The organism is Streptomyces canarius, assembly GCF_014650735.1.
GTDB lineage: Bacteria > Actinomycetota > Actinomycetes > Streptomycetales > Streptomycetaceae > Streptomyces > Streptomyces olivaceoviridis.
The window spans coordinates 22,966-36,293 of the sequence record NZ_BMVN01000047.1; the positions used below are offsets into that span (position 1 = coordinate 22,966).

The window sequence follows — 13,328 nt, forward strand, 5'->3', positions numbered from 1 at the left end:
GAGCAGCATGAGCAGCCGTACCGTCATCCGCGGTGGTCTCGTCATCACCGCGTCCGACGAGATCCACGCCGACGTCCTCATCGAGGACTCCCGCATCACCGCCCTCGCCACGCCCGGCGCGCAGAACTGGAGCGCGGACCGCACCATCGACGCCACCGGGAAGTACGTCATCCCGGGCGGCGTCGACGCCCACACCCACATGGAGCTGCCGTTCGGCGGCACCTTCGCCTCCGACACCTTCGAGACCGGCACCCGCGCCGCCGCCTGGGGCGGTACGACGACCATCGTGGACTTCGCGGTGCAGAGCGTCGGCCACACCCTGCGCGAGGGCCTGGACACCTGGCACGCCAAGGCCGAGGGCAACTGCGCGATCGACTACGCCTTCCACATGATCGTCTCCGATGTGAACCAGGAGACGCTCAAGGAGATGGACCTGCTGATCGAGGAGGGGGTCACCAGCTTCAAGCAGTTCATGGCCTACCCCGGGGTCTTCTACTCCGACGACGGGCAGATCCTGCGCGCCATGCAGCGCTCCGCCGAGAACGGCGGACTGATCATGATGCACGCCGAGAACGGCATCGCCATCGACGTGCTGGTCGAGCAGGCCCTCGCCCGGGGCGAGACCGACCCGCGGTACCACGGCGAGGTGCGCAAGGCCCTGCTGGAGGCGGAGGCCACCCACCGGGCCATCAGGCTCGCCCAGGTGGCCGGCGCGCCCCTGTACGTCGTGCACGTCTCCGCCATGGAGGCCGTGGCCGAGCTGGCGCGGGCGCGCGACGAGGGGCTGAACGTCTTCGGCGAGACCTGCCCGCAGTACCTGTTCCTGTCGACGGACAACCTGGCCGAGCCCGGCTTCGAGGGCGCCAAGTACGTGTGCAGCACGCCCCTGAGGCCGAAGGAGCACCAGGCCAGGCTGTGGCGGGGCCTGCGGACCAACGACCTCCAGGTCGTCTCCACCGACCACTGCCCCTTCTGCTTCACCGGCCAGAAGGAACTGGGCCGCGGCGACTTCTCCAGGATCCCCAACGGGCTGCCGGGCGTGGAGAACCGCATGGACCTGCTCCACCAGGCGGTCGTGGACGGGCACATCTCCCGCCGCCGCTGGATCGAGATCGCCTGCGCCGCCCCGGCCCGGATGTTCGGGCTGTACCCGAAGAAGGGAACCATCACCCCGGGCGCCGACGCGGACGTCGTCATCTACGACCCGCACGCCGAACAGGTGATGTCCGCCGAGACCCACCACATGAACGTCGACTACTCGGCGTACGAGGGCAAGCGCGTCACCGGCCGCGTCGAGACGGTCCTGTCGCGCGGCGAACTCGTCATCGACCAGCGGGAGTACACCGGACGCGCCGGGCACGGCGTCTTCACCCCGCGCTCCACCTGTCAGTACCTCACCTAGGAGTGGCGCCCCATGGACTTCGGACTCGTCCTCCAGACCGACCCGCCCGCCTCCCGGGTCGTCAGCCTGATGAAACGGGCCGAGCGCAACGGCTTCCGCTACGGCTGGACCTTCGACTCCGCCGTGCTCTGGCAGGAGCCGTTCGTGATCTACAGCCAGATCCTGGCGAACACACGGAAGCTCACGGTCGGCCCGATGGTCACCAACCCGGGCACCCGCACCTGGGAGGTCACCGCCTCCACCTTCGCCACCCTCAACGACATGTTCGGCAACCGCACCGTCTGCGGCATCGGCCGCGGCGACTCCGCGATGCGCGTCGCGGGCCGCAGACCCAACACGCTCGCCCGGATCAGCGAGGCCATGAAGGTCATCCGCGCCCTCGGCCGGGGCGAGGAGGCCGACCTCGGCGGTACGAAGATCCGGTTCCCGTGGATCAGGGAGGGCGCCGAACTCCCGGTCTGGATGGCCGCGTACGGGCCGAAGGCGCTGAAGATGGCCGGCGAGGAGGCCGACGGGTTCATCCTCCAGCTCGCCGACCTCTACCTGACCGAGTACATGGTCAACGCCGTCAAGGACGCGGCGGTCGCGGCCGGCCGCGACCCGTCCGAGGTGACCATCTGCGTCGCCGCGCCGGCGTACGTCACCGAGGACGACTCGCCCGAGGCCCTGGCGCACGCCCGCGACCAGTGCCGCTGGTTCGGCGGCATGGTCGGCAACCACGTCGCCGACCTGGTCGCCAGGTACGGCGAGCACTCCGCACAGGTCCCCGGGGAACTCACCGACTACATCAGGGCCCGCCAAGGCTACGACTACGCCCACCACGGACGCAGCGGCAACCCGGACACCGCGTTCGTGCCCGACGAGATCGTGGACCGGTTCTGCGTCATCGGCCCGGTCGGGAAGCACATCGAGAAACTGACCGCGCTGCGCGCCCTGGGCGTCGACCAGTTCGCGGTGTACGACATGCACGACGCGCAGGAAGCCACCATCGAGGCCTACGGCCACCACGTCATCCCCGCCGTCAACTCCTGACCCGCCCACGTCCGCGAGTCCCCCCACGCCCCCCTTGGTCTCCCCTCCCCGCCGCCTGGGGAGGGGGCTGGTGCCCGCACGGCCATTCCCGATCCGCCTCTCCCCGATTGGCCAGCCCATGACCGACACCACTCCCACGGCCAGACCGATACCCGACCAAGTCACCCTCCCCGACGGGCGCGTGGAACTCGCCCCCGGCACACCGCCGCCCAGCGGCCCCTACGCCAACCAGGACCTGCTCCCGGTCCCCGTGGACCGGCGCACGTGGACGACGTACAACTTCTCCGCCCTGTGGGTCGGCATGGCCCACAACACCGCCTCCTGGACCCTCGCCTCCGGGCTGATCGCGGTGGGCATGGACTGGAAGCAGGCGGTGTTCACCATCGCCCTCGCCAACCTGATCGTGCTGGTGCCGATGCTGCTCACCGGGCACGCCGGCCCCAAGTACGGCATCCCCTTCCCGGTCTTCGCCCGCGCCTCCTTCGGCGTGCGCGGCGCCAACCTGCCCGCCGTCGTAAGGGCGTTGGTGGCATGCGGCTGGTTCGGCATCCAGACCTGGATCGGCGGCGAGGCGATCTACTTCCTCGCCGGGAAGCTGATCGGCGACGGCTGGAGGAACGCGGGGCACATCGGCGGCCACGCCTGGACCATGTGGCTGTCCTTCGCGGTGTTCTGGGCGATCCAGGTGGCCATCATCCACCGCGGCATGGAGACCATCCGCCGCTTCGAGAACTGGGCCGCGCCGTTCGTCCTGGTCGGCGCGTTCGTGATGCTGTGGTGGATGAGCGGCAAGGCCGGGGGCGTCGGGCCGCTCTTCGACCAGCCGTCCAAGCTGGGCTGGGGCGGCGACTTCTGGAAGCTGTTCTGGCCCTCCCTCATGGGCATGATCGGCTTCTGGTCGACGCTGTCGCTGAACATCCCCGACTTCACCCGCTACGGCAGGAGCCAGCGCGCGCAGACCTGGGGCCAGGCCCTCGGCCTGCCGACCACGATGACCCTGTTCGCGTTCCTGTCCGTGCTGGTCACCTCCGGCTCACAGGCCGTGTACGGCGAACCGGTCTGGGACCCGGTGCAGTTGGCGGCGAAGACGGACAACGTGGCCGGTCTGCTGTACGCGCTCGTGACCGTCCTGGTGGCGACGCTGTCCGTGAACATCGCCGCCAACCTGGTCTCCCCGGCCTTCGACTTCTCCAACGTCGCGCCCAGGAAGGTGAGTTTCCGCACCGGCGCCCTGATCACCGCCGTCCTCGCCGTGCTGATCTTCCCGTGGAAGCTGTACTCCGACCCGCAGGGCTACATCTTCACCTGGCTGGGTCTGGTCGGCGGCCTGCTCGGCACGGTCGCCGGCATCCTCGTCGCCGACTACTGGCTGCTGCGCCGCACCCGCCTGGACCTCGGTGACCTGTACCGCCCGGGCGGTGCGTACTGGTACACGGGCGGCTGGAACTGGCGGGCGGTCGTCGCCTTCCTGGCGGGCGGTGTCCTCGCGCTCGGCGGCGCGAGCCTCAAGCCCCTGACCGACGGCCGCCCCGTCCCCGCCCTGGCGCCCCTCGCCGACTACGGCTGGGCGGTGGGCCTCGGCACCTCCCTGGTGCTGTACCTGACCCTCACCCTGGCCTCCGGGCGGCACGCCGACGGCTGAGCGGACCGGCATCCTCAGGGGGGCGCGGCGCCCGGGCAGTCGTCGACCGCGGTCACGGCCTCGGCCCGGGCCAGCCGCACCGCGACCTCGCCGGTGTCCGTCCTCACCAGCAGCACTCCGGCCTCGGTGCGCCCCGGCTTCCCGCACACCACGCCCGACGGGGTGCGCACCAGGATGCGGGGACCGTCCTTACCGGGGCCGTACCAGGTCAGCGCCACCGCCGTGACGAGCAGCGCCCCGCAGCAGATCGTCAGCGCCACCCCACGGGTGAGGGCCCGCACCGTGCGGCGGGTCTCCATGTGATCGCCCAGGTGCAGCGCGGTGGCCGTGGCGGGCACGCCGGTGGGCAGCCGGACCCCGGTGGGCGCGCCGTGCGCCGCCCGGAGCAGCAGCAGCGCGCCCAGCGTGCCGCACACCAGGCACAGCAGCAGCGCGCCGCCCACCAGGGCGTCGTACGGGGCGGCCAGTCCGCCCACGTCGGTACGGCCCTTGATCAGGCCGAAGCCGAACAACCCGGCGAAGAGCGCCGCGAGCCCGTTGCGCCAGGCGAGCGCCGCCTCCCGGGCCCGGGAGAGCTCACCGGCGAGCAACTCCCGGGTCTGCCGGGCCGCCTGGCGGTCGGCGGGGGTCCCGGGCGGACCCGGCCGGACCCGCGGGCGCGGGGTCACCCCCGCTCCACGACGACGTTCCAGTAGGCGCCGCACCCCGTCTCCTCGGCCGGCCGGCCCGGATGCTCGGCCTCGCACGCGCAGAGCACCGGCACATGCGCCGGGCGGGGCCCACGGCGCGGCGAGCGGAACACCCGGTCCGTGTGCGTGTACGTGAACGCGCAGCCGCACCGGGGGCAGCGGCCGTACAGGACGACCACGCCCGCGTCCGCCGCCTCGACCCGCAGACCGGCCGTGTAACGGGCCGCGTAGTCCCCCTGGGTCGTCTCCAGGTACGGCGCGAGGGTGTCCGGCCCCGGTCCGGAGTTCGTCACCGTGTTCCCCCCTGCGTCACCCGTGCGGCCGTGCTCGGCCGGCAACCCCAGCATGCCCACTCCGCCCCTGCTGTGCCACGGCGGATCGGGCGGAAACCGGCCGGGGGCCGGGCGTTGTCCGGCAGGATGCCGGTCAGGCGCGCCGGACCCGGCTGCCGCGGCACGGGAACGGGCACCATGGCGGGGGGAGGGGATGACGCATGACTGAAGCCGGGGCCGCACCCGTGGCCGACCGCGCCACCGCCGCGCTCGCCCGCGCGGCCGGGTTCTCCGTACCGCTCGAACCGGAGGCCTACCAAGGGACACGAGGACCGCAACTCGATGCCCTGACCGGTGAACTGACCCTGCTGCTGGACGAGTTGACACGAGCGGGCGGCGACGGGACGACGGCCGCACTGGTGGCGGCACGGCTCGGCCGGTGCCACGCCGTACGGTTCATCCTGGACGGCACCCCGGCCGACCGGGAGCGGGCGCTGCCCCTGCTGGAGCAGGCCCTCGGCTCGCCCCTGCTCGGGGAGGCGGACCGGGAGGCCGCGTACCGGGACCTCGTGGGTCTGGTCGCGTCGCGGCTGATGCGGCTCAGCCGCGAGGCCATGGCCATGTCTCCCGGCGACTGGACCGTCGACCGGCTCATGTCCCTGGCCGCGGAGGGCACCCCGCTCGCCCAGGGCGGTTCGGGGATGGTGGAGGACAGCGCGCTGCTCGTCCGGCTGCTGCTGGAACGCGAGCACCAGCGGATGGAGCCCCAGCTCCGGGAGAACCTCCGGACCTTCGGTGAGATGACCGACGCGCTGCTGTCCGGTGACACCACCACGCTCGTCCGCGGGGGCCGGCGGATCGCCGACACCATGGCGGACCAGACGCCGTCGTCGTCGCTGAGCACCATACTGTCGCTGATACTCGGCCAGATGGAACGGGGGCCGTCCGGCGAGACCGGCGAGGCATCGGCCGACGACTCCTCCGGCTCGTCCGCCGAGACCCGGCACCTCCTGAGCCAGTTGCTGGCCCTCGCCGAGGTCATGTCGCCCGGGACCATGGCGCCGCAGCACCTCTCCGGGCTCCTCGCCGAACTGTCCGGAGACCCGGCGGGCACCGCGACGGAGGGCGGCCCGGCACCCCTGCCGTCCCGGATGGTCGCCGCGCTCGTCCACGTCGCCCTCGCCACCCGCACCGGCGACATGGAGGGATTCCGCACGGCGCTCCGGCTGATGCACGAGGCCTCGGCCAACGGGGAACTCGACAGCCGCTCCCACGGCGAGTGGCTCCGTACCGTCGTGCCCGGACTGCTCCTCGGCGCCGCCCTCACCGGCGGCAGCCTCCAGGACGAGGACATGGCCCGGGAACTGCTGGAGGCGCAGCGGTGGGACGACGACCCCACGAGCGACCTCGCCGCCAGCCTGCGTCTGTGCGGGGAGGCCGTCCGGCTCCACGGGCGGGTGACGTCCGCCCTGGACCGGGGTGACGTCGGCGAGGTCGAGGACGTGATCGACGAGCTGTGCGAACTGGAACTGGACGAGACCTACGACGGTGCCGAGGAATGGACCGGCGCGCTGACCGGCTTCGTCCTCGGCATGGCCTACCTCAGCCGCGTCGTGCTCGTGCCGTCCGCGGAGGACCGCACCGCACATCTGCGCGCGGCCGTGCACCACCTCCAGCGGGCCGTGGAGACATCCGTGGACATGCCCGTCCTGCGCAGCCTCCTCGACATCACCTGGGCCCCGCTGATCACCCTGACGGCGATCGCCGAGTCGGACCCGGGCCGCATCGCCGAGGGCGTCCAGCGCGCTCGGTCGGCCCTGGACGCCACCGGGTTCACCTCCGACTTCCGGCCCCGTGCCCGCGGCGGCATCGCGCTCGCCCTGGACACCCTGCACCTCCTCACCGGGGACACCGGCGCACTGGACGAGGCGATCGGCGAACTGACCCAGGCGCTGACGGAATTCCCCGACGGCGGCCCGGGCGGCGCGGGTCTCACCTGGGACTTGGCGGCACTGCACGCGAAGCGGGCGGGCCTGCGGGCGGCCGGGGACGGCCCCGACGGTGCCCTGCGGGCGGGGGTGGCTGGTGCTGACGGTGGGCCGGGGACACGAGGGGACGGCACCGACGAGGCCCCTCCGGCGGGGGTGTCCGGTGTCGACGGTGGCCTGTCGGTGGGCGGGTCGGGTGCCGACCCTGCTGTTCCGGCGGGGGTGTCCGGTATCGACGGTGGCCTGTCGGTGGGTGGGTCGGGTGTTGGCGGTGGCCTGTCGGTGGGCGGGTCGGGTGTTGGCGGTGGCTCGCGGGCGGGTGGGTCCGGTGCGGACCGCGCGCTGCGGGTGGGTGGGTCCGGTGCCGACCCTGCTGTTCCGGCGGGAGTATCCGGTGTCGATGACGATCTGCGGGCCGCCGTCGGTCTCGCCCGCCGGTCACTGCGGCTGTCCGCCGATGACGTTCTGCTCCAGCAGGGCGTCGGCCGCGGTCTGCGGATCGCGCGCGCTGCGGCCGAGCGGGGCCGCCGAGCGGCCTTCTGGGCGCTGCGCGCCGGACTCACCGAGGAGGCCATCGCGTGCCTGGAGGCGGGCCGCTCCCTGGTACTCGGCGCGGCGGCCGTCTCGGCGGGCGTAGCCGACCGGCTGGCGGCCCTCGGGGAAACGGAACTGGCCGACCGCTGGCGCGAGGCCGCGACCGAGCCCTCCTGGGAGCGGACCGACGACGGCCGTTCCCTGCTGGAACTCTCGGCCGAGGTGGGCGCGGGGGCCGACGGCGCGGTGCGGGGGCGTCCCCCCGTGGAGACGTTCGCTGAGGCGGGTGAGGGCGGCGATGGTGAGTCCCGGGGGAACTCTTCGCTGGGGGTGGTCGCCGACGGGGGTCCGGGTGCTGCCGGTGACGTGCGGGGTCGCTCCTCGCTGACGGTGCCCAACGACGGTGGCCCGGTTGCCGGTGATGCCGACGAGGGGCCGGGTGCCCCCGGTGAGGCGCGGGGGCGTTCGCCGTTGGAGGTGCTCGCCGCCGTGGGCTCGGGTGTTCCCGGGCTGCCCGGTGACCTGCGGCGTCGCTCGCTGGAGTTGCTGCGGGGGCAGGGCGGGGCCGACATGGAGCCGGTGGTCGCCTCCGTGAACGACCTGCGCGCCGGGCTGCGGGCCACGGAGGCGGACGCGCTGCTGTACCTCGTGCCCGGCCTGGACGATTCCGACGGGGCGGTCCTGGTCGTCCCCGCCGACGGCCCCGTCACCGCGCTGCCCCTGCCGGGCCTCACCCCGGCCGGCCGCGGGCCGGTCGCGCGGTACCTGGCGGCCGGCGCCGACCGCCAGCGTCTGGAGGCCGCCGACGAGGACACCGCCAACCCGCGGGAGACGGAGCGCGCCGAACGCCGCTGGCTGCGGGCCCTGGACGACCTGTGCGCCTGGGCCGGCGGCGTCCTCGGCCCCGCCCTGGACCACCTGGCACTGTGGGACCGCGCCCTGGCGGAGGCGGGGTCGACCGCGGTGGCGGGCGATGGCGCCGGTTCCCGAACGGTCGACGCCCCGCCGAACGCCATCGCTCCCGGCACCTTCGACCCCACCCACCCCCAGCCCGCCCCGCCCCCGGCCGTAAGGCTCGTCATCGTCCCCTGTGGGGAACTGGGCGTCGTGCCCTGGCAGGCGGGTGTTCTGGAGGTGCCCGGCGTGGCGCGGGGGGTGCGGGTCTGCGAGGTCGGTGTGCTCACGTACGCCGCCTCCGGGCGGGAGTTCCTGCGGGCCGCGGCCCGTCGGCGGATGGCGCTCGGTGAGCGGCCGGCCCTGGTGTTCCACGCGGTGGACGATCTGGAGTGGGCCGAGGAGGAGATCGAGACCCTCGCCGGTGCGCACTATCCCGGCGCCCTGGTCCACCATCCCGACGACAACCCCGCCACCCCGGAAACCGTCCTGGCCCTGCTCGGCGGCCGGGCCACCGCCCCCGCCTCCCTCGTGCACTTGGCCTGTCACGGGCTCGCCGGGCCGGACCCCACCCGCTCGGCCCTGCACCTGGCGGCATCGAGCGAGGCCGGCGAGTCGTCCGGCGGCGGGGAGCTCACGCTCAGCACCCTGCTGGAGACGCCCGCCGAAGGCGACGCCTTCCGCGCGGCCGGCCCCCTCGTCGTGTGCGGCGGCTGCGAGACCGACCTCACCACCCGCGACCACGACGAGGCCCTGACCGTGACCTCGGTGCTGGTGCACCGGCTGGCCGCCGACGCCATCGGCTCCCGCTGGAAGGTCGACGACATGCGGTCCGAACTGCTCATGCTCGTCCTGCACGACGCGCTCGCCCGGGGCCTGGCCCCGCCGGACGCGCTGCGCGCCGCCCAGCGCTGGATGCTCACCCCGCCCGGCGAGCGCCCGCCCGTCCCGGCGCTGCACGGCCTCTCGGCCCCCTGGCGGCTCGCGGAAGACTTCCGCGACCGGCCCGACACCTGGGCGGCCTTCGTCCACCACGGCAACCCGGCACCGGCGGCTCCCGCCCGGCAGCGGGAAGGAGAGCGCGTATGACGTCGGAGGAACTGCTCGGGCTCCTGGAGAGCCACTGGACCACCGTCATCACGGAGTTGGGCGACGACGACCTCGGACAGGTGTCCGACGCCCTGCGGGAGATGCGTGAGGAGACCGCCGCCGGCAATCCCGCGGCCGTCGCCCGCACCGTGCGCCGGCTGAAGCGCACCCTGTCCGCGCTGCCGCCCGACCACCCCGTGGCGCAGGCGCTCGGCGGCCACCGCTACGCCGCCGGCACCCGCGAACTGCCCGGTCTCCCCACGATCGACGCGGTGATCGACGTCCTCGGCACCCCACCGCCCGACCCCGCCGAACTGCTGCGGTCGGCCCGCCGGCGGCTCCTCGACGCCCCCGCGCTGACCGAGGCCGAGCACGCGGCCCTGACCCCCACCCCGTCCGGGGCCTCGGACCGGCCCGCCGAACTGATCCGGCTCCGCGACCCGGACCGCGGCATCCGCTACCCCCGCTTCCAGTTCAGGCCCGGCACCGCCGAACCGCTGCCGGTCGTCCGCCGGATCAACGTACTGCTCCGCGCGGACCGCGACCCCTGGGGAGCCGCCGACTGGTGGCTGGGCGGCAACCGGTGGCTGGGCGGCGTCCCGGCGGAACTGCTCGGCGTCCTGCCGGACGACGCGCTGGAACGCGCCGCCGCCGAGCTCGTGGGGGCGTACTGATGGCGGGCCAGCTTCCGCCCGAGGGCGTGCCGATGAAGCCGCTGCGTCACACCCTGACGGCGGGCACGGTGCTGTGGCGGTGCCACGAGGAGCGGTTCGGGGCCGGCGAGTTCAACCCGAACGTCGCCCACGAGTTCTTCAAGGGCAGCCGCTTCGACCCCACCGACAAGGACCCCTACCCCTACCTCTACGCGGCCCTCGATCCGGTCACCGCCCTGTCCGAAGTCCTGCTCAGGTCAGTCGAGTTCGGCGACGACGGGGTGCGCCAGATCCCCTGGGCACAGGCCTCCCGGTACGTCCTCTCGGCGGTCCGCACCACGGCGGACCTCTCCCTGGTGGACCTCACGACCGCCGAGGGCCTGGCCGCCGTCTGGCAGGACGACTGGCTGATCGACACCGAGGAGTACGCCGGGACCCGGTACTGGGTGCGGGTGATCCGCGAACGCTGTGACGACGTCCAGGGCCTGTGGTGGACGTCCAAGCGCTGCCGGCCGCGCCCCGCGCTCCAGCTGTTCCAGGACCGCTGCCCGGACCCGCCCCTCGACCCCCGCCCGCGGGAGCGCCTGCGGCTGGCGTCGACGGACGACGTACGCAGGGTCAACCGGCTGCTGGCGCCGCTGCACGCCGTCGTCTCCGTCACGGAGGGCTGAGCACCGGGGACACACGACCGCCCCGGTCCCCTCGCCGGGGCCGGGGCGGTACCGGTCCGGTGTTCCGGGGACGCCGGCCGTCCCTCACCGGTCCCGCAGCGGTGCCGGCAGCAGCGGCCAGTTCCGGGACAGGCGCATCGCCGACTCGGTGACGGCGGGGTCCTTGGAGGCCGTCATCACCCCGTCGAGGTACTCGTGGGCTGCGGCCTCGTACAGCTGGCGGGCCGCGGCGATCCGCTCGTCGGCGGCCTCTCTGCGCTGTCCCTGCCGGTCCTCGGCCGTCTGCTGCGCGGCCCTGGCCCGCTCGGTGGCGGCGGCGCTCCGCTCGCGCCGGCCCTGGAGCTCCGCACGCCGTTCGACCGCCGTGCGGTAGGCGTCGAGGAACGGGTGCTCCCGGAACAGGCCGAGCAGGAAGCCGACCCCGCCGGAGAGCAGCAGCAGCGCGCAGAACAGCCAGGTCACCGTCTGGGTCGACAGGTGCAGCCGGTCCACCAGGGTCGAGGTGTCGGCGGACGAGCCGCCGAGCCCGCGGAAGCCCGAGGTGTCCTTGCCGGCGGGCGCCGGAGCGTCGTGCTGCATCACGAACTTGGCGCGCAGCGTGCCGAGCACCCAGGTCAGCCCGCCCCACACGCCGAGCAGCGACAGGGCGGGCAGCCATCCGCCGCGCGGCGATCCGGTCGCCGAGCGCCACCGCAGCATGTGTCCCGCCAGGTGCGGCAGGATCAGCATGATGACGGCGGAGGAGACCGCGAGCGTGCCGGAGAGCGCGTCCCCGCCGGTGCTGCCGACCCCGTGGAAGGGCTGGTAGGCGACCCAGTAGACCGGCACTTCGACGGCCATGATGACGACCAGCAGGGCCAGGGTCAGCCACCGGGGCAGGCCGGGGCGGGTCTGGAGTCCCTCCCAGCCCTCGCCCGACCCGATGCCGGCCTCCCGCCGTGCGGCGCGGAACTCCTCGCGCAGCGCGGCGGGCGAGAGGTCGTCCGCGGGGGAGCCCGCCGTGGACACCGACTGCCACTCGTCTCCCGGCTCCGCGCTCTCGTCCTTGCCGGTCGTCGGCCCCGGTTCGTCCGCGGGCGCGTCCGGGTCCGCGGTGCGGGCGGCCGGGGGCCCGGCGGGGTCCGGGAAGCGGGCGCGCAGCCAGCGGTCCTCGACGCGTTCGCGCAGCCGGTCCCGGAAGCGGAGCCAGCGCGAGGACCGGAGGGCGAGGAGGTCGAGCTGGCCGCGGGCCGCCTCGATGTCCCGGTCGGCCTCCCTCAGCCGCTCGTCCAGGAGCCGGGTCTCCTCCTCGCCCGCGGTCACGGCGGTGGCCGCCCGGGCGTCCTGGAGCCGTGCCGCCTCCTCCCACAGGCGCAGGTCCTCCTCGACCCGGTGGATCACGGTGTCCCGCACGGAGGCCAGTTCCGCGAAGTACGGCAACCGGTCACCGCTGTTGAGCACCCACGGGTCCAGCGTCCGTTTCCGGCCGGCCTGCCGGCCCCGCTTGCGGGCGGTGCCGAGCAGGCCGCTCTCGGCCTTGTCGTCGAGGACCAGGGGCCGCCGCCCGGCGAGCCCGCCGGGCGCGGGGCCGGGCCGGGGCCGGGTGGTCCGCTGTGTGCTCCGTCCCGGGAACGGCACGGAGCGGGTGAGCCGCCGGCGGCGCGGCTCGGGTGTGTCAGCGCTTGTACTGGGTGTCGACATGTGCCTTGGCCCTCCCTTCGAGTGCTTCCACCCAGAAGGACTCGAAGTCGTCGGCCTCGCTGGGTTTCGCCGAGTACTGCATGCCGAGCCCGACCGGGAAGACGTCCATGCCCTCGATGCCGGGCAGACCCCGCTCCTTGACGAGCGAGTCGATGACCTTCGCCCGCCGGGCCTTGGTGCTGAGGTCGTGGCGGGACAGGGAGAACTCCGGGTCGGCCTGGGCGAAGTCGCTCACGACGAGCAGCTTCGGCGCCTCGCCGTCGCCGGGTACGGCCTCACCGATGCGGGCCAGCGCACCCCACACGTCCGAACCGTTCTGCGAGCGGGCGCACTTGAGCTCGGCGAGCGCCGCGACGGCGGCGTTCCGCTGGGCGTTGGCCCGCTGCACCTTCTGGTCGGTGTTGGCGTCGTGCGGCGGGTCGAGGTCCACCTGGCCCTGCCGGCAGGAGGAACTGCGCGAGGACCGGGTGATGGGCGCGAAGTCCACGGTGCCGCACTTCTGGTCGGTGAGGAACTCGACGAGGCTGTCCTTCAGTTTGGCCTCCGAGTCGAATCCCTGCTTGACGGCGGCGGCCGACCCCGAGCCGTCGACGACCACCCCGCACGGAGTGGTGAGGGCCTCCTCCTGCTTGGTGCAGGAGACGAGGGCGGAGAGCGCGCACACCAGCGGGACGACGACGGCGAGCCGGGCGGCGGCGCGGACGGGGGACCGGTGAGCGGTCCGGGCCGAGTGACGCACGATCACTTCCTTGGCCTTCCTGGGAGCGGGGGACGGGGAGCGG

Annotated in this window: 10 protein-coding genes; 6 read left to right on the forward strand and 4 right to left on the reverse strand. The window is 73.8% G+C overall.

Annotated features, from left to right (window positions below; translation table 11 throughout):
* The first annotated feature begins 7 nt into the window (after positions 1-7).
* The 3 genes from hydA (at position 8) to IE294_RS38425 (ending at position 4,076) form a co-directional block, all read left to right on the forward strand.
* Positions 8-1,402, forward strand: a complete 1,395-nt coding sequence (hydA, locus tag IE294_RS38415) for a dihydropyrimidinase (RefSeq protein WP_189893961.1) — start codon at positions 8-10, stop codon at positions 1,400-1,402.
* A gap of 12 nt (positions 1,403-1,414) precedes the next feature.
* Positions 1,415-2,434: a TIGR03842 family LLM class F420-dependent oxidoreductase gene (locus tag IE294_RS38420; protein WP_189893963.1), complete on the forward strand. Its 1,020-nt coding sequence runs from the start codon at positions 1,415-1,417 to the stop codon at positions 2,432-2,434.
* Positions 2,435-2,552: 118 nt separating this feature from the next.
* Positions 2,553-4,076, forward strand: a complete 1,524-nt coding sequence (locus IE294_RS38425; protein ID WP_189893964.1) for an NCS1 family nucleobase:cation symporter-1 — start codon at positions 2,553-2,555, stop codon at positions 4,074-4,076.
* A gap of 14 nt (positions 4,077-4,090) precedes the next feature.
* On the opposite strand, the gene IE294_RS38430 is transcribed toward IE294_RS38425, so the two are convergent.
* Complete coding sequence (locus IE294_RS38430) at positions 4,091-4,744, reverse strand: hypothetical protein (RefSeq protein WP_189893966.1); 654 nt, start codon at positions 4,742-4,744, stop codon at positions 4,091-4,093.
* On the reverse strand, positions 4,741-5,112 hold the full coding sequence (locus IE294_RS38435; RefSeq protein WP_229917760.1) for a hypothetical protein: 372 nt from the start codon (positions 5,110-5,112) through the stop codon (positions 4,741-4,743). The genes IE294_RS38430 and IE294_RS38435 overlap by 4 nt, the downstream gene beginning before the upstream one ends.
* Before the next feature lie 146 nt (positions 5,113-5,258).
* Between IE294_RS38435 and IE294_RS49160 the strand changes: the two genes are divergently transcribed.
* Genes IE294_RS49160 through IE294_RS38450 form a run of 3 tightly spaced genes read left to right on the forward strand, consistent with a single transcriptional unit; the run spans position 5,259 to position 10,866 of the window.
* Entirely contained in the window at positions 5,259-9,542 is a 4,284-nt protein-coding gene (locus IE294_RS49160) for a CHAT domain-containing protein (RefSeq protein ID WP_189893970.1), read from the forward strand.
* Complete coding sequence (locus IE294_RS38445) at positions 9,539-10,216, forward strand: hypothetical protein (protein ID WP_189893973.1); 678 nt, start codon at positions 9,539-9,541, stop codon at positions 10,214-10,216. The genes IE294_RS49160 and IE294_RS38445 overlap by 4 nt, the downstream gene beginning before the upstream one ends.
* Positions 10,216-10,866, forward strand: a complete 651-nt coding sequence (locus IE294_RS38450) for an RES family NAD+ phosphorylase (RefSeq protein WP_189893975.1) — start codon at positions 10,216-10,218, stop codon at positions 10,864-10,866. Before IE294_RS38445 ends, IE294_RS38450 begins: the two co-directional genes overlap by 1 nt.
* A gap of 84 nt (positions 10,867-10,950) precedes the next feature.
* Here the strand turns inward: IE294_RS38450 and IE294_RS38455 are convergent, their stop codons facing one another.
* Both IE294_RS38455 and IE294_RS38460 read right to left on the reverse strand, forming a co-directional pair.
* Complete coding sequence (locus tag IE294_RS38455; RefSeq protein WP_189893977.1) at positions 10,951-12,546, reverse strand: hypothetical protein; 1,596 nt, start codon at positions 12,544-12,546, stop codon at positions 10,951-10,953.
* Positions 12,521-13,285: a hypothetical protein gene (locus IE294_RS38460; protein WP_189893979.1), complete on the reverse strand. Its 765-nt coding sequence runs from the start codon at positions 13,283-13,285 to the stop codon at positions 12,521-12,523. The genes IE294_RS38455 and IE294_RS38460 overlap by 26 nt, the downstream gene beginning before the upstream one ends.
* Positions 13,286-13,328: the final 43 nt, after the last annotated feature.

What these genes read in the sequence shown, in the direction of transcription:
- IE294_RS49160 (WP_189893970.1), top strand. Translation starts at nt 5,259, where the DNA reads ATGACTGAAGCCGGGGCCGCACCCGTGGCCGACCGCGCCACCGCCGCG.
- IE294_RS38455 (WP_189893977.1), bottom strand. Translation starts at nt 12,546, where the DNA reads ATGTCGACACCCAGTACAAGCGCTGACACACCCGAGCCGCGCCGCCGG.
- IE294_RS38420 (WP_189893963.1), top strand. Translation starts at nt 1,415, where the DNA reads ATGGACTTCGGACTCGTCCTCCAGACCGACCCGCCCGCCTCCCGGGTC.
- hydA (WP_189893961.1), top strand. Translation starts at nt 8, where the DNA reads ATGAGCAGCCGTACCGTCATCCGCGGTGGTCTCGTCATCACCGCGTCC.
- IE294_RS38445 (WP_189893973.1), top strand. Translation starts at nt 9,539, where the DNA reads ATGACGTCGGAGGAACTGCTCGGGCTCCTGGAGAGCCACTGGACCACC.
- IE294_RS38450 (WP_189893975.1), top strand. Translation starts at nt 10,216, where the DNA reads ATGGCGGGCCAGCTTCCGCCCGAGGGCGTGCCGATGAAGCCGCTGCGT.
- IE294_RS38425 (WP_189893964.1), top strand. Translation starts at nt 2,553, where the DNA reads ATGACCGACACCACTCCCACGGCCAGACCGATACCCGACCAAGTCACC.
- IE294_RS38435 (WP_229917760.1), bottom strand. Translation starts at nt 5,112, where the DNA reads ATGCTGGGGTTGCCGGCCGAGCACGGCCGCACGGGTGACGCAGGGGGG.